Here is a 20,196-nt window from a genome sequence, read left to right on the forward strand (position 1 = left end):
TGCAAGCTTTTTTTATTTGCGTTTTCTGCCAAGACCCATCGCATTCTCCATTTTTTTCAGCATTTTGTTTGCTGCGCGGTTTGCTTTTTCAGCACCTTCGTCTAGAATGCGGTCAAGCTCGTCTGATTCAATGAGTTCATAGTATCGATCTTGAATTGGTTTTAAAGCATCAACGACAACGTTCGCAAGATCTCCTTTAAACTCACCATATCCTTTGCCTTCGTACTTTTGCTCCAGCTCTGCAATGGATATGTTGCCTAATACAGAATAAATCGTCAGCAAGTTGGCTATACCAGGCTTGTTCTCTTTGTCATACTTGACGATGCCTTCTGAATCCGTCACAGCACTTTTAATTTTCTTTTCAAGCTGCTTTGGTTCATCTAATAAGGTAATGAAAGATTTTTGGTTCGGATCGGATTTGCTCATTTTTTTCGTTGGATCTGTTAAAGACATAATCCGTGCGCCTTCTTTTGGAATTTTCACTTCAGGCACAGTGAAGATGTCATTGTACTTTCGGTTAAAGCGTTCAGCGAGCGTTCTAGTCAATTCAAGATGCTGCTTTTGGTCTTCTCCAACAGGGACTAAATCAGTACCATATAATAAGATATCGCCAGCCATTAATGGGGGATACGTTAATAGGCCTGAAACAACTGCTTCTTTACCAGCGGATTTGTCCTTAAATTGGGTCATTCTTTCTAATTCCCCAATATAAGCAACACATTGAAGCATCCATCCTGCCTGGGCGTGAGCAGGTACCTCTGATTGGATAAACAATGTCGCTTTCTCTGGATCAAGACCAACAGCTAAATAAAGAGCTGCTAAGCTTCTAATATTTTGACGGAGAGCTAATCGGTCCTGACTCACTGTAATCGCATGTTGATCGACGACACAAAAATAGCCATTATAGTCATGCTGCAAATCGACAAATTGCTTCATTGCTCCAATATAGTTCCCTAATGTGACAGAACCGCTCGGCTGAATGCCTGAAAAAATTGTCTTCTTTGTCATACTAAAACCTCTTTTCTTCAATATAAAAAGGCCCACCCATCACTTTTCAACAGAAAAGGGACGAATGAACCGTGGTACCACCCTTGTTATTTCACATAGAAATCACTCAAGACGTTGATAACGGAGACTGCTCCGTCTAAGCCTACTCACTTTTTTAGAAGTGTTCGGTTAGCTGCTCCAAAGCCCATTCCATACATGCCATTATCTGCTCACACCGGCCGCAGACTCTCTGTAAATGGTGAATATATGTACTCTTCTTTTTCATCGCAACAATATAATTTAATCCATTATAAATAAGCAAAAATCAAATGTCAAAGCCTATAATAAATGAAGAGCAGAATAAACATTTCAATTAGTAAGCTAAGACCTAATATTTTCATGGAGGAAAAATTGCTTTGGAATGATGATGATAAATGTTTGTTTACATCATCGTCAATAGTGCCCTTTTGCTTATTTAATGAATCAAATACTTTTCGAAAGCTGTAAGCTGTTTGATCAAAAAATCCACTTTTTAAAGTGATTAACGATAACCATACTAGCAAAGTTGCCGATGCTAAATAAAAAGTGATGTTAATCATGCTTAACAGAGAGATGTGCCCATAAAAAATGAAACTTAAAATGAATACAAGGCAATTAGAACTAATTAAAAGAATAAAAAATTTGATAACAATCACTCCTGCGCATTAAAACTTTACTGTACTAAAATAGCAATAAAAATGTTTAATTCAAGACTTTCACTATATAAGAAAAACGAAACAAGGAATTAAGCAGTTGTTTTAACAAAATTCTTGATATTAGTTTACAATGAATCATGAAGATTGCCAATTGTATAGACAGGATTACTTCTGATTAGGTATTTAAGATCACAAAACGAAAGGAAAATACCCAATTTGTTTCAATTTTTTAATAAATTTATTAAAAAATAATCGAAATATGAAAATTTTCTTAAAAAAATGAATGCACAATTACTTATTTGCTAGTATAATAGTTCCTGTAGTTCATTTATGAAGGGGAGGTCAACAACTAGATGAAAAAGTCTAAATTTTCACTGCTTTTAGTTTTTTTATTGGTGCTGACTATTTTTGTATCTGCATGTTCAGGTAAACAAAGTAGCGACAAGGGCACTGCATCCAAAGATTCAAAACAAGAGGCTACAATTTTAGAATCACAGGAAATGCCTGCAATGGATACAATCCAAGCAAGTGATACAATTAGTTTCACAACGATGAATAACGTTTTTGAAGGTTTGTATCGATTCAACGATAAAGAAGAATTAGTACCTGGTATGGCGGATGGCGAACCAGTTGCTAACAAAGATAAAACAGTTTATAACATTAAACTGAAAGATGCAAAATGGTCTAATGGTGATCCAGTTAAAGCACAAGATTTCGTTTATGCTTGGCAACGTGCTTTAGATCCAGAACAAAAGTCTGAGTATGGCCCATATATGATGGTTGGTAAAATCAAAAATGCTGATAAGGTCTACAACAAAAAAGCAAAGCCTGACGAACTAGGAATTAAAGCTGTAAGTGATAAAGAATTGCAAATTACACTTGAAAAACCAATTCCTTACTTCCAATCTCTGCTTTCATTCCCAACTTTCTATCCAGTGAATGAAAAGTTCGTTAAAGAACAAGGCGATAAATATGCGAAGACTGCAAAAAATCTTGTATACAATGGCCCTTATGAACTTTCTTCTTGGGATGGACCACAAGCAACTACTTGGGAATACAAAAAGAATGAAAAATATTGGGACAAAAAGAACGTCTCTATGACAAAACTTACTTTTAAAGTATCTAAAGATCCACAGGCAGCTGTTAACGCATTCGAAGCTGGAGAAGCTGATATTACACCTAAATTATCAACACCTGCTATCATCTCTCAATACGAAGGTGATAAGCGAATGAAAAGATTACTAGAGCCTACTGTGTTCTGGTTGAAAATGAACCAAGGGAATAAATCTCTAAAGAATGAAAACATTCGTCGTGCAATTGCAACAGCAATTGACAAAGAAGCGTTTGTAAAAGATGTATTGCAGAATGGTTCTGTTGCTGCTTACTATCAAATTCCAAAAGACTTTGTACATGATGAAAACGGAAAAGACTTCCGCGATGGAATGCCTAAATACTTAGAAACAAATAAAGACGAAGCTAAGAAACTTTTTGAAAAAGGTCTAAAAGAATTAGGAACGTCTAAAGTAACGCTTAATTACTTAGGTGATGATTCTGAGACAGCTAAAACAATCGGAGCTTTCATTAAAGATCAGCTTGAGAAAACTTTACCTGGCTTAGATATCAATATTCAAAGTGTTCCTTTCGCTACTCGTATTGATCGAGATAAGAAAGAGGATTACGATCTACAGATGGCTGGATGGGGTCCTGATTATCTTGATCCAATCACATTCTCTGACTTGTTTATCACTGGTGGCGGAAACAACCACATGGGATACTCAGATAAGAAATATGATCAGCTGTTAAAAGATGCATCTGGCAAATTAGCTGCTAAGCCTGAAGAACGCTGGAAAGCTTTACAAGAAGCTGAAAAAGTATTACTACAAGATGACGCAGCACTTTCACCAATTTATCAGAGAGCAACTAACTATTTGATTAATGATAAAGTTAAAGGGTTTGTCATTCACAAGGTTGGACCAGAATTCAGCTACAAATGGATGAAAATTGAAGGATAATTAACAATCTTATAGAAAAGAGAGTGTATTCTCTGAATATACTCTCTTTTTCACTGAAAGAAATATGTCGAAATATACAGAAAAGTCAGTTTTATCAGGAGGTGCAAGTATGCTGAAATACTTAATTAGACGGGTTGGCTTCATGGTCGTTACCCTCTTCATCATTGTTTCAATCACTTTTTTCTTAATGAAACTCATTCCGGGTTCTCCTTTTGTTAATGCACAAAAGTTGTCAGAAGCCCAACAAGCTGTACTTAATGCAAAATATGGGCTAGATCAGCCTATCCCAGTTCAATACTTTCATTACTTGATTAATACATTCACAGGGGATTTAGGTGTTTCATTCCAATTCAACAATACCTCCGTAACAGAACTTCTTTCATACCGAGTAGGACCATCTGCTGTCCTAGGCCTTCAAGCGATTATTATAGGAACGATTGTTGGTATCTTCTTGGGAGTAGTTGGAGCTTTAAGGCAGAACACATGGGTGGATTACTCTGCTACTTTCTTGGCAGTTATCGGTAAATCAATACCGAGTTTTGTATTCGCGGGATTACTTCAATACTATATTGCGGTGAAATTGGGTTTATTACCAACTCAATTCTGGAATGGATTTGAGTATACAATTTTGCCTACAATCGCATTAGCAATGTTTCCTATTTCCATTTGTGCTCGTTTTATGCGAACAGAAATGGTTGAAGTTCTTGAGACTGACTATATTTTGCTGGCAAAGGCAAAAGGGGCAGGCTATTTTGAAATAGCATTTAAGCATGCAATGAGAAATGCTTTGATCCCTGTTGTGACAGTTCTTGGTCCACTTACTGTTAGTTTAATGACGGGATCTCTCGTAATCGAAAAAATCTTCTCGATTCCTGGAATTGGTGAGCAATTTGTTAAAGCAATTACTGTAAATGACTATCCAGTTATTATGGGAACAACAATTTTATTCGCCGTTCTTTTTGTTGTGGTTGTATTTATTGTCGATATTTTATATGGAATTATCGATCCGAGAATTCGTGTAGCAGGGGGTAACAAATGATGAAACAGCAAGAAGAAAATATTGATAAAAGTCTATTTGAGCCCGCTGGTGTTGATACATTTTCTGCTGAAAAAATTGAGAAACCTAGTCTAAATTATTGGCAAGATGCATGGCTTAGAATCAAAAAGAATAAAGCCGCAGTTGTAAGTTTGGTGATTTTATTTTTAATTGTATTGATGGCTATAGTCGGACCTTTAATTAGTGGTAAAGATTTTAGTACTCAGACAACGTCTGAAGCGAACCTGCCACCTCGAATCCAAGGATTAGAGCATGTTAGCTTCCTTCCATTTACTGGGGAAAGAACGCTGAAAAATGGTGACGTGGTTAATCCTTATGAACAAAAAGGAATTGATCATTATTACTGGTTCGGTACAGATAATCTTGGAAGAGATCTATTTACACGTGTGTGGAAAGGAACTCAAATCTCACTGCTTATTGCTGTTGTTGCAGCTGTGATCGATTTAATCATTGGTGTTGCTTATGGTGCTATTTCTGGTTATTTTGGCGGGAAAATTGATAATGCGATGCAACGTGTTTTAGAGGTTCTAATGGGTATTCCCAACTTGATCGTTGTCATATTAATGATTCTCGTCTTAAAGCCAGGGATTATTCCAATTATTATTGCTCTAAGTATTACCGGTTGGATCAGTATGGCCAGGGTTGTACGAGCCCAAGTCATGAAGCTGAAAGAACAGGAATATGTACTAGCCGCTAGAACTCTGGGGTTAAGCAACTTTAAAATTATCTTTAAACACATGTTACCTAACTTAACAGGTGTGATGATTATTAATACAATGTTCACCATCCCTAGTGCAATTTTCTTCGAAGCTTTCTTAAGCTTTATTGGTTTAGGTCTCCAAGAGCCACAAGCTTCACTAGGGACGTTAATTGAAGATGGATTTAAATCAATGATCGCTTTCCCATATCAGATGGTTTATCCAGCAATTATCATTAGTGTTATCATGATCGTCTTTAACCTTGTTGCCGACGGTGTGAGAGATGCACTTGATCCAAAAATGAAAGATTAGTACGGGACGGTGATGATGATGAATAAACAAGAAACCATTCTAACAGTAAATGACTTAAATATCTCATTTCACACGTTCGCTGGTGAAGTCAAGGCGATAAGAGGTGTGAATTTTGATCTGAAAAAAGGTGAGACACTTGCCATTGTAGGAGAATCAGGTTCAGGAAAATCAGTTACTTCAAAATCAATCATGGGGCTGCTTCCTAAATCTAACTCTGAAGTGAAAAAAGGCGAGATTTTGTTTCAAGATAAAGATTTAACAAAACTTACTGATAAGCAAATGCAAAAAATACGTGGAAAAGATATTGCAATGGTCTTTCAAGATCCTATGACATCGTTGAATCCTACAATGACAATCGGCAAACAAATTATAGAACCGATCTTAAAACATCAAAATGCTAGTAAAGAAGAGGCTAAAAAAAGGGCCCTTGAATTGCTGAGTCTTGTAGGCATCCCAAATCCTGAACAAAGATTTAAACAATATCCTCATCAATTTTCTGGAGGGATGAGACAAAGGGTTGTGGTGGCAATTGCACTTGCTTGTAATCCGAAAATATTAATTGCTGATGAGCCAACTACAGCGTTAGACGTAACAATTCAGGCTCAAATTTTAGAACTGATGAAGGACCTTCAAAAGAAAATTGAAACATCAATTATCTTTATTACGCATGATTTAGGTGTCGTTGCGAATGTGGCAGATCGTGTAGCGGTAATGTATGGTGGTCAAATTGTTGAAATTGGGACAGTAGATGAGATTTTCTATAACCCGAAACATCCTTATACGTGGGGGTTATTAAGTTCGATGCCAAGCCTGGACACAAAAGAGGAGAAATTATTCGCAATTCCTGGAACGCCTCCGGATTTGCTAAACCCTCCAAAAGGCGATCCATTTGCCGCTAGAAATCAATATGCAATGAAAATCGATTTCGAACAACAACCGCCTTTATATCAAGTGTCAGAAACGCATTATGCAGCGACATGGCTTTTACATCCCAACGCACCTAAAGTAGAACCTCCTGAATCAATTAAGCAAAGGATGCGACAATTTAAAGCGCAAAAAGGGGGGAATCACATTGAGTGAAAAAGATGTTATTTTACAAGTGAAAAATCTTAAACAATATTTTAATGTGGGTAAACCAAATGAAGTAAAAGCTGTTGATGATGTTAGCTTTGACATATATAGAGGAGAAACATTGGGGCTAGTAGGTGAGTCTGGCTGTGGAAAGTCAACTACGGGCAGAACCATTATTCGATTATATAATGCAACAGGTGGAGAGGTTATTTTTAATGGACAGAATGTTCATGATAAAAAATCGACCACTGATCTTAAGCAATTTAATCGTAAGATGCAAATGATCTTTCAGGATCCATATGCTTCCCTCAACCCAAGAATGAAAGTTGAGGACATCATTGCAGAGGGCATCGACATTCATGGCCTTGCAAAAACAAAACAGGCGCGTAAAGAGCGTGTGTACCAATTACTTGAAACTGTTGGCTTGAACAAAGAGCACGCGAACAGATACCCGCATGAATTCTCAGGCGGTCAAAGACAGCGTATCGGAATTGCACGTGCATTAGCAGTAGAGCCGGATTTCATCATCGCCGATGAACCAATCTCTGCATTAGACGTGTCGATCCAAGCGCAGGTCGTCAATTTATTGAAAGAGCTTCAAGAGGAAAAAGGTTTAACGTACTTATTCATTGCCCATGACTTGTCCATGGTAAAATACATCAGCGATCGTATCGGCGTGATGTATTTCGGAAAATTGGTTGAGCTGGCACCAGCGAATGAATTATACGAAAACCCGCTTCATCCATATACAAAATCATTGCTGTCTGCGATTCCGCTTCCAGATCCTGATTATGAGCGTAACCGCAAACGAATCAAGTATGATCCATCTGTTCACAAAGGAACAAACACCGAGTTCCGTGAAGTGAAGCCAGGTCACTTTGTGAGCTGCACAGAGGAAGAATTCAAAGAGCTACAGGCGAAACAATCATAAGAAGGAAGAAGCACTGCTAAGTCAGTGCTTCTTTTTTTATTTTACAAAAAAACAAGATGATGGTAATTTTTAGTTAAGTACAAGCAGATACCGGAGGAAATCAAATGTTAAATTGGAAAACCTTTCGTTATTCATTGCTTCATGTTCTCATTGTATTCATGCTTTTTTCAACGTCTTTTTTCAGGAAACCAAACGGAGGAAAGTGGATGCTCGCGTTTATGGTGCTCATTGGGATTGTGTCTTTTTCAGTGGAATATATGCTTAACCGAAAGACAAGCAGTCAGAAGCAAGAAGCACGGCGTGTAAAATTTCTTTATTTCATCATGCTTCAAATTGCGATGACACTTATCCTGTTTGTCTGCATTCAACTCGTCATGAATCGTTCGTTATAAAACTTTTTTTGCGTTAATTGAAAAAAAGTGAAACTACTTTAGACTTTGCTGCGTCTTACTAGTACAGGCGTTTAAATAGCAGGAAATCGGGAATATCTAAGGAAGTGGTTCTTAACTATAGCATAAGGAGCAGATCCATGAATTGGTATGAAAAGCTCAGTGAATACTTCCCGATAGAAGAAATGAAGTCAAAAGAGCATATGGAAGCTTTATTAAAGGAAAGAAGTGATATTTATCATAAGGAGGAAGGACCTCATCATGTGATGATGTACGCCGAATTTGATTCTTTCATCTTTATTGATTATTTATTTGTTTCCAAAGATGCAAGAGGTGAAGGCCTCGGGTCAAAGCTTATTCATAAGCTGAAGGAAAAAAAGAAACCGATCTTGCTTGAGGTCGAGCCTGTAGATGAAGATGATGCAGATACTGCAAAACGCCTAAAGTTTTACCAAAGAGAGCACTTCAAGCATGCAGAATCAATCGGTTATAAACGCAGGTCACTTGCAACAAATGAAGTGAACCGCATGGAAATTCTTTATTGGTCGCCTCTTACAAATCATGAGGAAGAGATCATGGAAGCCATGAGGAAGACCTATGAACGAATCCATACGTATAAAGATGAAGAATGGTATGGACAATCGTACGAGGATGTTGATGATGTATTGAAGATCATTGAAAATAGAAAGCAAAAAAATATTTTCGATCATCTCGACTAAATGAGAATGTTCTGATATCCAGCAGCACGACAAGATGAATGAAATTGTCTAGTTTTTGTCACAAAAATTGCAAGAAAATCTGTTCACACTTACTTTTTTATAGTATAATCACTATAAAGATTACTTATTTAGAACAATTTTAATTTAAGAATACAGATCAATATTCATTCTACAAATTGAGGAGTGAAGATTTATGGTAACATTATACACATCACCAAGCTGTACATCATGTAGAAAAGCAAGAGCGTGGTTAGAAGAGCACAATATCTCATATCAAGAGAGAAATATTTTTTCTGAGCCTCTTTCAATCGATGAAATCAAAGAAATTCTTCGAATGACAGAAGACGGTACAGACGAAATTATCTCAACACGTTCAAAAGTATTCCAAAAACTAAATGTCAATGTTGAGACAATGCCGCTTCAACAATTGTATAAACTAATCAATGAGCATCCAGGTCTATTGCGTCGTCCAATTATCTTGGATGAAAAAAGATTACAAGTTGGGTACAATGAAGATGAAATTAGACGTTTCTTACCAAGAACGGTTCGTACATTCCAACTAAGAGAAGCTCAGCGACTTGCTAACTAATAAAAACACGAAAAGCTGCCGATCATTTGGCAGCTTTTTTTATTTGTTTTCAGCCGTTTGTTCGTAAAAGAGGCTGGCTAATATGACCACTATGACGGTTAAAAACGGAAGCATCAATTCAAGCGTGGCATGCTGTGACATAAATTCAGTCAATTTCACATCACGCACAATCATTTCGCCGCCAGTAAAGGCCAAAAGCGCACTTCCTCCGTATAAAAGAAACGGAAATTTAGTTAAAGCCGCATGAATCAGCTTGCTTCCCCAAATAATAATCGGTACAGAAATCATGAGACCAAAAGCGGTCAGAATCATGTTGCCTTTTGCTGCACCTGCAACTGCGATGACATTATCAAGTGACATAAAGAGGTCGGCAATCACAATGGTTTGAACCGCACGCCAAAGGGAGCCGCTGCTCTTAATCCGAATCGATTCCTTCTTTTGTTCAATTAAAAGATTGTATCCTATATAAAGGAGAAAAAGACCACCAATAAACTGCAAATAAGGGATAGTCAATAAATAAACTGCGGCACCCGTCATTGTAATTCTCATCAGAACGGCCAAAAGAGTGCCGATCCAAATGGCTTTATTGCGTTTGTCATGTGATAAACTGCGACTGGCCATCGCAATGATGAGCGCATTATCTCCGCCTAAAATCAAGTCTATGCCAATAATCATCAGTAAGGATACGATCCACTCTGTTTCCATCCATTTCACCTCTTGTCCTAATAGAGCTCGTACAACCAATATATGAAGACAATTCAAATATATGTTTCTGCAAGTTTTCTCTGCAAAAAATGCGTTTTTATTTCTTTTATTCATGTTTTATCATAAAATAGACAGTACGAAGCAATACCTCAATTCTTTAAACGGTTAACATGTAGACGGAACGGGTAAAGTGTAGTAAAGTACTATTAATTGGGAGCTTGTATGTCCCTTCAACATCTTATATAGAAGGGAAGGTTGGCAAAATGGAAATCGAAAGAATAAATGAACATACAGTAAAATTTTATATTTCCTACGGTGATATTGAAGATCGCGGATTTGACCGTGAAGAGATTTGGTATAATCGTGAGCGCAGTGAAGAGCTGTTTTGGGAAGTAATGGACGAAGTGCACGAAGAAGAAGAATTTGCAGTAGAGGGGCCGCTTTGGATTCAAGTACAGGCACTTGATAAAGGTCTTGAAATTGTCGTGACAAAAGCCCAACTTTCTAAAGATGGACAAAAGCTCGAATTGCCGATTCCAGAAGATAAAAAAGATCAAACAGATGAAGAAAGCTTAGATGCACTGCTTGATGATTTTCATAAAGAAGAGCAAGATCAAGAAGACCATAATGAGAAGGACAAAAAACTTCAACTTCAATTCGTGTTGAAAATGGATGACTTTGAAGATTTGATTGCACTTTCTCAATTAAATATGCAGGATTTTACCACAAGTTTATATTCGTTTGAAAACCGTTATTATCTATATGTTGACTTCCACGAGGATTTGTCAGATGAGCAAGTGGAAAATAAGCTCAGCATTTTGCTTGAATATGCTCATGAATCAGTGGTCAGCATCTACAGACTGAAAGAATACGGTCAGCTGATTATCGAAGGGAATGCCCTTGAAACGATTCAACAGCACTTCTCGTAACTAACAAAAAGTCGATTTCTATAGAGGAATCGGCTTTTTTATCTGAATGAATAGGTAAATAAAGAGATCGGCAAGGAGAAAAATGAAATGAGAAATGTAGTCAAAGTTCTATTTTTTCTAATCATTACGATAGGTGCTTATTTAATCATCCAATTGATTGTCGGTGATTTAGCGGTAAGTGTATTAAGTTCTGTCAGTGTTCTATTTACTTTATCGATTATTTTCATCGGATTTGTTATTTTCTTGGAGAACCGGAATCCGTCTCAAACGATTACATGGCTTGTCCTGCTTGGCAGCTTTCCGTTATTCGGCTTTTTGTTCTACATTTTCTTTGGACGCAATATTAAAAAGCGCCGACTGTTTGAAAAGAAGGCGGTATTGGACGAGAAGTTAATCCAGGAAGATGAAAATATCCATAGAGAAGCAATTGAAAAAATGACGCATATGGGTGATCATCAGCAGCTCTTATTTAAGCTGGCCCACAGACTTGGACATACTCCTATTACATATCGCACGTCCTCTAAAGTCTTAACCAATGGTGAAGAAACATTCTCTCATATTTTTGAAGAGATTAAAAAAGCAACACATCACATTCATTTAGAATATTACATTCTCCGCCACGATGACCTTGGCCAAGAATTAAAGGACATTCTCATTGAAAAAGCGAAAAATGGCGTGATTGTCCGCTTTTTATATGACGATGTAGGAAGCTTAAAACTTTCTCGTCAATATATTGCTGACCTAGAAAAGGCTGGCGTTCAGATCGTTCCGTTTTTACCAGTAAGGCTCCCCCTTTTAAATAATAAAATCAACTTCCGAAATCATAGAAAAATTGTCGTAATTGATGGGGAAGTGGGATTTGTCGGCGGGCTTAACATTGGAGACGAATACATGGGCAGAAGCAGACAATATGGATTCTGGCGTGATACTCATTTGATGATTAAGGGCGAAGCTGTTCGTGACCTCCAGCAGATTTTCATGCAGGATTGGTATTATATGACGAATGAAAGATGCTCTGGTGTGGACTATTTCAAAGATTTCAGCCACCTTGAGAGTACAACAGAAGGCGTACAAATGATTGCTGGCGGGCCTGACAAGCAGTGGGAGGTCATTAAAAATCTCTTTTTCTCCATGATCATCTCCGCCAAAAAATCCATCTGGATCGCTTCACCGTATTTTGTGCCGGATGATGATATTTTGTCCGCATTGAAAATTGCCGCATTGAGCGGAGTAGATGTACGGATTATTGCTCCAAAGAATCCAGATAAACGGATTGTTTTCCATGCGTCTCGTTCTTACTTCCCGGAGCTTCTTGACGCAGGGGCAAAGGTGTACGAGTATGATCAAGGCTTTATGCATAGTAAATTTATTATTGTGGATAGCGAGCTGGCTTCGATAGGAACGGCAAACATGGATATGAGAAGCTTTCATTTGAACTTTGAAGTGAATGCCTTCCTCTATAAAACAAAAAGCACCGAGAAGCTCGTCAACGATTTCTTAGGTGATTTAGAGCAGTCACATGAAATTGTTCCTGAAGAGTTTGCAAAGAGACCTTTGGGGGTCAGACTGTTTGAATCAACAGCAAGATTATTATCACCACTTTTATAAAGATTGTATTTTCCCCCTTTTCTATAAGGGGGATTTTTAATTTTCCTGAAGAGATGATCATTAAAATCATCTTTTGACACGGTAAAAATTCATTTTGCCTTTTCGCTTCCTTATAGACGAACAAGCTATAATACGGTCATCAAAGAGCGAGGGGCGAACTGAATGAATACAGCAATGATGGATAACGGTAAGCTTATCCGAATGACACATCATTTATCGAAAAGCCGTCTGGAGCATGTAAGAAAGACGTGCAAATTTTATTGTCCTGAGTGCAGGGAGGAGGTGCAATTAAAGCTAGGGGAGCATCGTGTCTATCATTTTGCGCATAAACAGCTGACAGCATGTCCGTTAGCCTCAGGCGAAACGGCTTATCATCAGGCGGGAAAGGAAGCTATTATGAATTGGCTGAAGGGGCTTGGACATAAACCGGCGCTGGAAAAGTATATGTCAAAGATTCATCAGCGTCCTGATGTGACCGTCTCTATAGGAAATGAAACTTATGCAATCGAATTTCAATGTGCAAATATTTCCCGGCAAGAGCTTCGCAGAAGAACTGCAGGTCTCCGCGAGGGAGGGCTCTTTCCCATATGGATGATAGGGGCAAATCGTTTAAACCGAAAATCTGCCCAGCTTTTTTCTTTCTCCTCCATTCATTGGGGAATTTTAAGGGAATCAGAGGAAAGGCGGTTGATTTTTTTCTGCCCGATCCAGAATAGGTTCATCCATCTCGATCAATTCCTTGTGTTTCAATCAACGAAAATATGTGCGGCAATAACTGTCAGACCACCTTCAGCATACCGCGAAATTCCGGCATTTCTATCTCCGCCTTCAAGCAAGCGTCAAGTAAACCAACAATGGATTAAATGTATACAGCAATTTAGGTTGCGTCCTCCTCGCATTTTATCAAATGAAAGCAAACGTTTGAGAAGTATTTTTTATGAGCATCATCAAACAGCATTCCCTTTTTTGCCAACTGAATTATTTATTCCAGTGCAAGAAGCGTATATTTTTACAAGTCCCGTGTATGTTTGGCAGGGGTGTCTCTATGATTGGATGATGAGGAAAAAAGGAAGCGGAAGAGTGACAATTCAGCAGCTAATGATGGAAATCAATCGATGTGTGCAAATGAAAGAAGTGAAACTCCGATATGGCGATGTTTCAAGAGAAGAAATAAAAGAGGTGGTCACTGCATATGTAAATGCGCTTGTAAGACAAGGGTTTTTACATATGACGAAAGAGGGTAATTATGAAGTATCGTCGAATCAAATGCCTATACGAACACTAGATGAAGTGTTAAAACGAGATGCTTTCATATTTCATTAGCATGTTTCATCACCACTTTGATCATGATAAGAAAAAGGTGGTGCTGCTATTGAATCAAAAGAAACGCTTTTTTCTCATTTTTTTAGTCTGTTTGGTATTTATTTCTGCATATGATTTGACAAATATAGTTCAAAACAAAGAAGATAAATACAACACCAATTTCTTTCACTTTCCGAAAGGTTGGTTCAACACAACTCAAGCAAGGGGGATTCATATGACTTCACAAAACAAAAACAATCATCTACCAGACAGAAGCGAAGTAAAAGAAGAAAACAAATGGCGTCTTGAAGATATTTTTGAAAGCGTCGATGCATGGAACAAGGAATTCGAAGCGGTCAAAAAAGAAATTCCGAAGCTGGCTCAGTTTAAAGGCAAGCTGGCCCATTCTGCTGATGTCCTGTATGAAGCCCTAACCTTTCAGGATCAACTTTCTGAAAAGCTTGGCAAGCTTTATACATATGCGCACATGAAATACGATGAAGATACAACGAACTCATCATTTCAGGCGTTAAATGATAAGGCATCAAATCTATTTACACAGCTGTCAAGTACATCTGCTTACATTGTTCCAGAGATTTTATCGATTCAAGAAGATAAATTGCAGCAATTCATACTAGAAAAAGAAGAATTAAAACTGTACTCACATGCTCTCGAAGAAATTAATAAAGAGCGTCCACATATTTTAAGTGAGGAGCAAGAAGCTTTATTAGCTGAGGCCTCTGAACCACTTTCATCTTCATCTACTACTTTTAGTATGTTTAACAACGCCGACATTTCTTTTCCTTCTGTAAAGGATGAGAATGGGGAGGAAAAGAAGATTACCCACGGCAACTTCATCACATTTTTAAATAGTGATGATCGTGAAGTGAGAAAGAATGCCTTTAAAGCTGTGTATAAAACGTATGATCAGTATAAGAATACACTTGCTTCTACACTGAGCGGTTCAATTAAGAAGGATAATTTTTATGCAAAAGTACGAAATTACAAATCGGCAAGAGAAGCGGCATTATCACGAAACAGCATCCCGGAAGAAGTGTATGACAATCTAATTGATACAGTTCATCAATATTTACCGTTATTACACCGTTATATTGAATTACGTAAAAAGGTATTAAAGCTTGATGAAGTGCACAATTACGACTTGTACACACCACTTGTGAAAGATGCTGGCATGAAGCTCACCTACGATGAAGCAAAGGATTATATGCTGAAAGGGTTAGCCCCATTAGGAGAAGAATATGTGTCCGTGTTAAAAGAAGGACTCGAAAATCGCTGGGTAGACGTTTATGAGAATAAAGGGAAACGAAGCGGTGCTTATTCATCTGGGAGCTATGGTACAAATCCATATATCCTCATGAACTGGCAAAATAATATTGATAATTTGTTTACACTGGCTCATGAATTTGGGCATTCTGTACACAGCTACTATACAAGAAAGCACCAGCCATATCCGTATGGAAACTATAGTATCTTTGTAGCTGAAGTGGCTTCCACTACAAATGAAGCGTTACTAGGCGAATACCTGCTTAATCATTTAGACGATAAAAAGCAGCGTTTGTATGTATTAAACCACTTGTTAGAAGGATTTAGAGGAACGGTATTTAGACAAACGATGTTTGCTGAGTTTGAGCATCTTATTCATGTGAAAGCACAAGAAGGAGAGGCTTTAACGCCAGAATTTATGACGAACCTTTATTATGACCTGAACAAGAAGTACTTTGGTGACGGTATGGTGGTTGATAAGGAAATCGGATTAGAGTGGACGAGAATCCCTCATTTCTATTACAACTATTATGTGTATCAATACGCGACAGGCTATAGCGCGGCGCAGGCATTAAGCAAGCAAATATTACAAGAAGGAAAACCAGCGGTAGAGCGCTACACCGATTTCCTTAAAGCAGGAAGCTCTGATTATCCAATCAATGTGCTGAAAAAAGCAGGGGTTGATATGGCTTCTAAAGAACCAATCGAAGCAGCATGTCAATTGTTCGAAGAAAAACTAAAAGAAATGGAAGAGCTCATCTCCAAAACAGGTGAGTAATGAAAAGACTTCTGTCAGACGTGTGAGTGCTATCTCATCTTTTGACAGGAGTTTTTTTCTCATAAAAAAAGACCTCTTCAGATGTCGAGGCCGTTCCATGTCAATATCAACCTTTAAAACCTCTAAAGGTCTTACGGTGATTCATTCGATAAAGCGTAAAAAGAATCGAAGCAAATAAGAGTGGAGACGTCAAATAAAGAGGAAGCATCTTCATTAAGCCTAATATATTTAAAAAGAAACATAAGCCAATGGCAACAAGTCCAATAGTTGTGCTGCGCATGCAGATCCCCCCATTTTTTTGTTACTTTTACTATATGAAAGTGACAACCCTCTTATGTTTTGTGACAAAAATATGAACATATAGTATATCTGTTGTCATAAGTCGACAAAATTTGATATACTACAGATGTGAAATTAATCACATACAAACATTACCCCTTTGTTTGACCGTGAAAAATTTCTCCCATCCCCTTTGTTGTCGTTAAGACATAGTGAAACCGCGCTTATCCCGGCGCGGTTTCTTCGTATTTATAAACAGAACAAATGTTCTTGGTGAAGGTAAAGAAAAACATGGGTCAGCACCCATGTTCATTTTCACAGCGATAGACATCAAGATCTGTATGGTGGTCATTCTCTTTATAGCGCCAAAACATTTCTTGCTGCACTTGGACACGTTCTACCTTTTGAGCGAAAGCCAGCTTCTTCATTTCTCGTTCAACTTCTTCAAGCGTCAGGTCATAGACAACGGCTATCTCTTTTGCGGAAGCAAATTGAAAGTAAGCAATAAACCATTCAATTGGAGGCCGTTCTGATGGTGTTGGTTTTTCACCAATCATTTCAAAAAGGATTTCTTCGTAAATATCATAAGAGTAGGCACCTGAAATTTTTAATCCTTCGTCTCCATTTACGGTATTAAAAAAGGCGAAGGTCGGAAGCTCAGATACGTCCATTTCAGCTGCAATTTTCATATCACATTGCAGTGCTTTCACAGCACTTTGAGAATGAATGTCGCGCTGGAATTCCTCGATGTCCAGTCCAGCACTTTTTGCATTTTCTATCAGCACCTGCTCACTTGTGACATCTTGCTGATGGCAAAAAAGTGATTCTTGAATGAGACGCAAAAACTTCATTCCGCATTTTCTGCCTTGAAGCTCCGCTGCTTTTAGTGCGAGTGAGGCGAGGTAGGGTGATGTCACAATTTGTTCAGACAGCATTTGTTCTTTTTTGGTCTGCGTTTTAGTGGCAAATTTCCCCCATGCTTCAGTCAGTAAATGTTTCTTTCTTTTCCGATTCAAAGCATTAATACTAGAACTTGTTACCGTTCGTAAAGTGAAAAAACGGCCATATTTCATTTTCAACTTTTTAATGGACGGCTCTAATAACCAGCAGTCAGGGCTTAGAGGATCAATGAATACATAGATTTCAATCGGCTTTTGAGGATGTCCGTGACAGTGTGAGAAATATTGATCGTGCGTATTGCAGCTCAAGATCGTCCATCCTTTTCAGGTGTTTGGTTGACCATATGACGAGCCGTCAGAGAAAGCCGTTCAAATAAAAAGTCACGAATATCGCCGGTTAATCCTACTTGATCCATTGCATCCTCCATGCATTCAAGCCATGCGTCAGCCCGCTCCTCAGTAATCGGAAAAGGGAGATGTCTCGCCCGCAGCATTGGGTGGCCATGCTCTTCTGTATAAAGCGGCGGTCCGCCTAAATATTGCGTTAAAAACTGTTTTTGTTTTCTTGCTGTTTCTTTTAAGTCATCCGGGAAAATAGGATGAAGCAAAGGATGACACTTTACATTTTCATAAAAAGTATCAACAAGTTGCGATAGAAGTTCCTCTCCAACCGCTTCGTAAGGTGCGTTAAACGATTGTACCATGTTGACTACTCCTTTTACTCGTAGTTAATAGGATGACTCACCCTATTGCGTATTTCATTTATTTCAAAAGTGATATTCAGTTTGTTCTATTTTATTGTTTCTATTCTTGTACTTATTTTAACAACCTCATCTCAATTCCACAAACAAACCGCTTTGGTCTGCTCGAAATAAAGAGAGAATCGGATTCTGTGATCAATTGACCATATCATAACACATTCAGTCAAAAAAGGGGGAAAAGCGACATACAAAAAACCGAAGAGGTTATTCTCTTCGGTTTAAGCGAAATATTGAGCTGTGATTTTCTTTACATAATTTTGTGTTTCTTTAAATGGAGGAATGCCTCCGTATTTATCTACATTTCCTGAGCCTGCATTATAGGCAGCTAAGGCGAGTGAGATATTACCGTTATATTTATTAAGCATTTGTTTTAAATACTTCGTTCCGCCTTCAATGTTTTGGGACGCATCAAAAGCATTGTTGACGCCAAGTGATTTAGCAGTAGATGGCATGAGCTGCATGAGTCCAAGCGCACCTGCATGGCTGACAGCATTTGTGCGGTAGCCGGATTCCTGCTTGATGACCGCGTGAATCAGCTTTTCGGGAACGCCATGCTTTTGAGCCATTTGTGACACGATTTGATTAATCTCTTTTGATGATGAGCCGCTGGAGACAGCCTTTTGAAGCGGCGGCGTGTAACTGTTGTTTAAGACATTTCCAATGCCATTCGCTGCATTTAATTGATTGTCATTTGCATACAAAGATTGGGCCTCAAGCTGATCACTGCCGGAAGTGGCAGATAAATATGGGTTTGTACGCGCATATTGCGTGTTCGGAGCCGTTGATGGGTCCGTGCCCATAAAAGCAGAGATGGAAAGCGGGAGACGTGATAATTCTGATCCGCCTAAAAAATCTTGCAGCAGCGACTGAAATGAAGCTTGGGCATTCGATTCTTGACCTGCAGACATTTGCGTTTGTGCTGGATCTGTTTGTAACGTTTTAAGCGCTTGAAGCTGCATAAAGGATTGAAGTTGATTGACGTTCATCATGTTCCTCCTTCAAGGAATTCATCTATTCTGTGTTTTCATTTTTTCTTCATAAAAACGAACGACTTTGTTTTTCGTGTTTCGTACTGGAATATGAAATTTGCGGAGCAATGCGGAGAAAGCGGCTTGTCCGATTTCCAGGTCGCTCACTTCAAATTCAAGTTCATAGTCCTCTACTGTTAAATATCGGCTGTGATCCAAAACAATTAAGCCTTCTTGGATCATTTTTTCTGCTCTTGACGTTTCAAGTGAACCAAAGTACACAATTTGATCCTTTTGAATGTTCAGGTGGTCTAATCTGTCCGCAACTTCACCTTCTGGCAGCTTAAAATCATCAAGTTGAGAAGGGGGAGCGATCGTTTGGTGGGTTTCGAGCAAGCCTATTTCGTGAGGTTCCTTTAATGTGAGCACCCATTGACCGTTTTTTTCTCTCATTCTTAATGCAGCCAATTGAGATTTTATATCAAATTGAGGTGTATCAAAATAATAGTTGGTTTGCGTGTGGAAATCCGCATCCTTCAATTGAAAATGCTGTTTCAGCTGTTCAAATTCTTCTTTCATTAATAATTGCTTTAGTTCGATTTCAATTTCCTGTGCCATTTTGACATCAACCTTTCATTAGAGGAAATATGATTATTGTACATGAAGTGTGTTCACCATGTAAAAGACTGTTTTTTTCTCTCTATTTTCTTTAGGTATGGACCAAAATGAATGAAGAATCTTGGGAAAGGATCATTTAAAAGAGAAAAACAGGATTTTCTCAAAAAGTTCGGTTTATCAATATTGAACTTGATATGATAAAATAAAGCTGTACTTTGTTGTAAAGGAGATCATGATGCAAAACAGAATTGAAATCACAGAAGCAACTTTAAAAGAAGACAGGCTGATTTTGACAATCCAGTCAGAAGAGCAAATCCAAAAAGCAAAAGCATCAGGACAAATGCTTGTTGATTCTGATCACTTTGCGTTCGTTTACATACTTGAAACCGAGGAGTCCTTTTCGTATCTTATTTTAGGGGAACATACATGGGCTCCATTAAAAGAAGCAATGAATCGTGACATCCCTGTCTATTTGGCATCGGATGAATATTCGCTGGAACTCATTCAGCTTCAACAGGAATTACATTATTTAATCGACAATATTAAAGACAATGCCAATTACGGAGATATGGAAGAGAAAGTGAAAAGCACATTCCTCTGAAATA

At 38.1% G+C, this 20,196-nt stretch carries 21 protein-coding genes and 1 other annotated feature; of the genes, 13 read left to right on the top strand and 8 right to left on the bottom strand.

Going from position 1 to position 20,196, the window contains the following annotated elements; genetic code table 11:
- Nucleotides 1–12: 12 nt before the first annotated feature.
- Together trpS and H7F25_RS03965 are read right to left on the bottom strand one after the other, a co-directional pair.
- Entirely contained in the window at nucleotides 13–1,008 is a 996-nt protein-coding gene (gene trpS / locus H7F25_RS03960; RefSeq protein WP_024425046.1) for a tryptophan--tRNA ligase, read from the bottom strand.
- A gap of 53 nt (nucleotides 1,009–1,061) precedes the next feature.
- Nucleotides 1,062–1,282: a binding site (T-box leader), on the bottom strand.
- A gap of 37 nt (nucleotides 1,283–1,319) precedes the next feature.
- Nucleotides 1,320–1,586 carry a DUF3899 domain-containing protein gene (locus tag H7F25_RS03965; RefSeq protein WP_247721819.1) on the bottom strand — a complete coding sequence of 89 codons (267 nt, stop codon included), beginning with the start codon at nucleotides 1,584–1,586 and terminating at the stop codon, nucleotides 1,320–1,322.
- 449 nt (nucleotides 1,587–2,035) lie between these two features.
- Between H7F25_RS03965 and H7F25_RS03970 the strand changes: the two genes are divergently transcribed.
- The 8 genes from H7F25_RS03970 (at nucleotide 2,036) to spxA (ending at nucleotide 9,460) form a co-directional block, all read left to right on the top strand.
- A complete protein-coding gene (locus H7F25_RS03970; protein ID WP_185854242.1) occupies nucleotides 2,036–3,694 on the top strand; it encodes a peptide ABC transporter substrate-binding protein in 1,659 nt (552 codons plus the stop codon).
- 109 nt (nucleotides 3,695–3,803) lie between these two features.
- Entirely contained in the window at nucleotides 3,804–4,733 is a 930-nt protein-coding gene (gene opp3b, locus H7F25_RS03975) for an oligopeptide ABC transporter permease (RefSeq protein ID WP_039177817.1), read from the top strand.
- On the top strand, nucleotides 4,733–5,761 hold the full coding sequence (gene opp3C, locus H7F25_RS03980) for an oligopeptide ABC transporter permease (protein ID WP_185854243.1): 1,029 nt from the start codon (nucleotides 4,733–4,735) through the stop codon (nucleotides 5,759–5,761). The genes opp3b and opp3C overlap by 1 nt, the downstream gene beginning before the upstream one ends.
- 18 nt (nucleotides 5,762–5,779) lie before the next feature.
- Nucleotides 5,780–6,841 carry an ABC transporter ATP-binding protein gene (locus H7F25_RS03985; RefSeq protein ID WP_185854244.1) on the top strand — a complete coding sequence of 354 codons (1,062 nt, stop codon included), beginning with the start codon at nucleotides 5,780–5,782 and terminating at the stop codon, nucleotides 6,839–6,841.
- A gap of 10 nt (nucleotides 6,842–6,851) precedes the next feature.
- Nucleotides 6,852–7,763 carry an ABC transporter ATP-binding protein gene (locus H7F25_RS03990; protein ID WP_370880877.1) on the top strand — a complete coding sequence of 304 codons (912 nt, stop codon included), beginning with the start codon at nucleotides 6,852–6,854 and terminating at the stop codon, nucleotides 7,761–7,763.
- 104 nt (nucleotides 7,764–7,867) lie between these two features.
- Nucleotides 7,868–8,155 carry a hypothetical protein gene (locus H7F25_RS03995; RefSeq protein WP_172881651.1) on the top strand — a complete coding sequence of 96 codons (288 nt, stop codon included), beginning with the start codon at nucleotides 7,868–7,870 and terminating at the stop codon, nucleotides 8,153–8,155.
- Nucleotides 8,156–8,292: 137 nt separating this feature from the next.
- Nucleotides 8,293–8,871, top strand: coding sequence for a GNAT family N-acetyltransferase (locus tag H7F25_RS04000; protein ID WP_024425040.1), 579 nt, complete (start codon nucleotides 8,293–8,295; stop codon nucleotides 8,869–8,871).
- A 193-nt stretch (nucleotides 8,872–9,064) separates the two neighbouring features.
- Complete coding sequence (gene spxA / locus H7F25_RS04005; protein WP_185854245.1) at nucleotides 9,065–9,460, top strand: transcriptional regulator SpxA; 396 nt, start codon at nucleotides 9,065–9,067, stop codon at nucleotides 9,458–9,460.
- A 39-nt stretch (nucleotides 9,461–9,499) separates the two neighbouring features.
- Here the strand turns inward: spxA and H7F25_RS04010 are convergent, their stop codons facing one another.
- Entirely contained in the window at nucleotides 9,500–10,165 is a 666-nt protein-coding gene (locus H7F25_RS04010) for a TerC family protein (RefSeq protein ID WP_103132097.1), read from the bottom strand.
- Between the two features lie 263 nt (nucleotides 10,166–10,428).
- Between H7F25_RS04010 and mecA the strand changes: the two genes are divergently transcribed.
- The 4 genes from mecA (at nucleotide 10,429) to pepF (ending at nucleotide 16,066) form a co-directional block, all read left to right on the top strand.
- Nucleotides 10,429–11,094, top strand: a complete 666-nt coding sequence (gene mecA, locus H7F25_RS04015) for an adaptor protein MecA (RefSeq protein WP_024425038.1) — start codon at nucleotides 10,429–10,431, stop codon at nucleotides 11,092–11,094.
- A gap of 87 nt (nucleotides 11,095–11,181) precedes the next feature.
- Complete coding sequence (gene cls / locus H7F25_RS04020) at nucleotides 11,182–12,702, top strand: cardiolipin synthase (RefSeq protein ID WP_044334757.1); 1,521 nt, start codon at nucleotides 11,182–11,184, stop codon at nucleotides 12,700–12,702.
- Between the two features lie 162 nt (nucleotides 12,703–12,864).
- A complete protein-coding gene (locus H7F25_RS04025) occupies nucleotides 12,865–14,025 on the top strand; it encodes a competence protein CoiA (protein WP_149125762.1) in 1,161 nt (386 codons plus the stop codon).
- Nucleotides 14,026–14,239: 214 nt separating this feature from the next.
- On the top strand, nucleotides 14,240–16,066 hold the full coding sequence (gene pepF, locus H7F25_RS04030) for an oligoendopeptidase F (RefSeq protein ID WP_281733681.1): 1,827 nt from the start codon (nucleotides 14,240–14,242) through the stop codon (nucleotides 16,064–16,066).
- A gap of 106 nt (nucleotides 16,067–16,172) precedes the next feature.
- Here the strand turns inward: pepF and H7F25_RS04035 are convergent, their stop codons facing one another.
- From H7F25_RS04035 to H7F25_RS04055, 5 genes are all read right to left on the bottom strand, one after another.
- Nucleotides 16,173–16,346 (bottom strand): hypothetical protein, encoded by a 174-nt coding sequence (locus H7F25_RS04035; protein ID WP_024425034.1) that lies wholly within the window; start codon nucleotides 16,344–16,346, stop codon nucleotides 16,173–16,175.
- Nucleotides 16,347–16,641: 295 nt separating this feature from the next.
- Nucleotides 16,642–17,553 carry a ClpXP adapter SpxH family protein gene (locus H7F25_RS04040; protein WP_024425033.1) on the bottom strand — a complete coding sequence of 304 codons (912 nt, stop codon included), beginning with the start codon at nucleotides 17,551–17,553 and terminating at the stop codon, nucleotides 16,642–16,644.
- On the bottom strand, nucleotides 17,550–17,948 hold the full coding sequence (locus H7F25_RS04045) for a globin domain-containing protein (protein WP_008355333.1): 399 nt from the start codon (nucleotides 17,946–17,948) through the stop codon (nucleotides 17,550–17,552). The genes H7F25_RS04040 and H7F25_RS04045 overlap by 4 nt, the downstream gene beginning before the upstream one ends.
- Before the next feature lie 275 nt (nucleotides 17,949–18,223).
- A complete protein-coding gene (locus tag H7F25_RS04050) occupies nucleotides 18,224–18,991 on the bottom strand; it encodes a lytic transglycosylase domain-containing protein (protein ID WP_044334764.1) in 768 nt (255 codons plus the stop codon).
- A gap of 21 nt (nucleotides 18,992–19,012) precedes the next feature.
- Nucleotides 19,013–19,591 carry a CYTH domain-containing protein gene (locus H7F25_RS04055; protein ID WP_034282049.1) on the bottom strand — a complete coding sequence of 193 codons (579 nt, stop codon included), beginning with the start codon at nucleotides 19,589–19,591 and terminating at the stop codon, nucleotides 19,013–19,015.
- Nucleotides 19,592–19,826: 235 nt separating this feature from the next.
- On the opposite strand from H7F25_RS04055, the gene H7F25_RS04060 reads away from it, so the two are divergent.
- Nucleotides 19,827–20,192, top strand: coding sequence for a UPF0738 family protein (locus H7F25_RS04060; protein ID WP_024425029.1), 366 nt, complete (start codon nucleotides 19,827–19,829; stop codon nucleotides 20,190–20,192).
- Nucleotides 20,193–20,196: the final 4 nt, after the last annotated feature.

It is taken from the genome of Bacillus sp. PAMC28571 (genome assembly GCF_014250435.1).
Lineage (GTDB): Bacteria > Bacillota > Bacilli > Bacillales > Bacillaceae > Bacillus > Bacillus safensis.

Excerpts from the sequence above, each read along its gene's own strand:
- opp3b (WP_039177817.1), top strand. The coding sequence starts at position 3,804 with ATGCTGAAATACTTAATTAGACGGGTTGGCTTCATGGTCGTTACCCTC.
- H7F25_RS04050 (WP_044334764.1), bottom strand. The coding sequence starts at position 18,991 with ATGAACGTCAATCAACTTCAATCCTTTATGCAGCTTCAAGCGCTTAAA.
- opp3C (WP_185854243.1), top strand. The coding sequence starts at position 4,733 with ATGAAACAGCAAGAAGAAAATATTGATAAAAGTCTATTTGAGCCCGCT.
- cls (WP_044334757.1), top strand. The coding sequence starts at position 11,182 with ATGAGAAATGTAGTCAAAGTTCTATTTTTTCTAATCATTACGATAGGT.
- H7F25_RS04035 (WP_024425034.1), bottom strand. The coding sequence starts at position 16,346 with ATGCGCAGCACAACTATTGGACTTGTTGCCATTGGCTTATGTTTCTTT.
- H7F25_RS04025 (WP_149125762.1), top strand. The coding sequence starts at position 12,865 with ATGAATACAGCAATGATGGATAACGGTAAGCTTATCCGAATGACACAT.
- spxA (WP_185854245.1), top strand. The coding sequence starts at position 9,065 with ATGGTAACATTATACACATCACCAAGCTGTACATCATGTAGAAAAGCA.
- H7F25_RS04045 (WP_008355333.1), bottom strand. The coding sequence starts at position 17,948 with ATGGTACAATCGTTTAACGCACCTTACGAAGCGGTTGGAGAGGAACTT.
- H7F25_RS04010 (WP_103132097.1), bottom strand. The coding sequence starts at position 10,165 with ATGGAAACAGAGTGGATCGTATCCTTACTGATGATTATTGGCATAGAC.
- H7F25_RS04055 (WP_034282049.1), bottom strand. The coding sequence starts at position 19,591 with ATGGCACAGGAAATTGAAATCGAACTAAAGCAATTATTAATGAAAGAA.
- H7F25_RS03965 (WP_247721819.1), bottom strand. The coding sequence starts at position 1,586 with ATGATTAACATCACTTTTTATTTAGCATCGGCAACTTTGCTAGTATGG.
- H7F25_RS03995 (WP_172881651.1), top strand. The coding sequence starts at position 7,868 with ATGTTAAATTGGAAAACCTTTCGTTATTCATTGCTTCATGTTCTCATT.
- H7F25_RS03985 (WP_185854244.1), top strand. The coding sequence starts at position 5,780 with ATGAATAAACAAGAAACCATTCTAACAGTAAATGACTTAAATATCTCA.
- H7F25_RS04060 (WP_024425029.1), top strand. The coding sequence starts at position 19,827 with ATGCAAAACAGAATTGAAATCACAGAAGCAACTTTAAAAGAAGACAGG.
- mecA (WP_024425038.1), top strand. The coding sequence starts at position 10,429 with ATGGAAATCGAAAGAATAAATGAACATACAGTAAAATTTTATATTTCC.
- H7F25_RS03970 (WP_185854242.1), top strand. The coding sequence starts at position 2,036 with ATGAAAAAGTCTAAATTTTCACTGCTTTTAGTTTTTTTATTGGTGCTG.
- pepF (WP_281733681.1), top strand. The coding sequence starts at position 14,240 with ATGACTTCACAAAACAAAAACAATCATCTACCAGACAGAAGCGAAGTA.
- trpS (WP_024425046.1), bottom strand. The coding sequence starts at position 1,008 with ATGACAAAGAAGACAATTTTTTCAGGCATTCAGCCGAGCGGTTCTGTC.
- H7F25_RS04000 (WP_024425040.1), top strand. The coding sequence starts at position 8,293 with ATGAATTGGTATGAAAAGCTCAGTGAATACTTCCCGATAGAAGAAATG.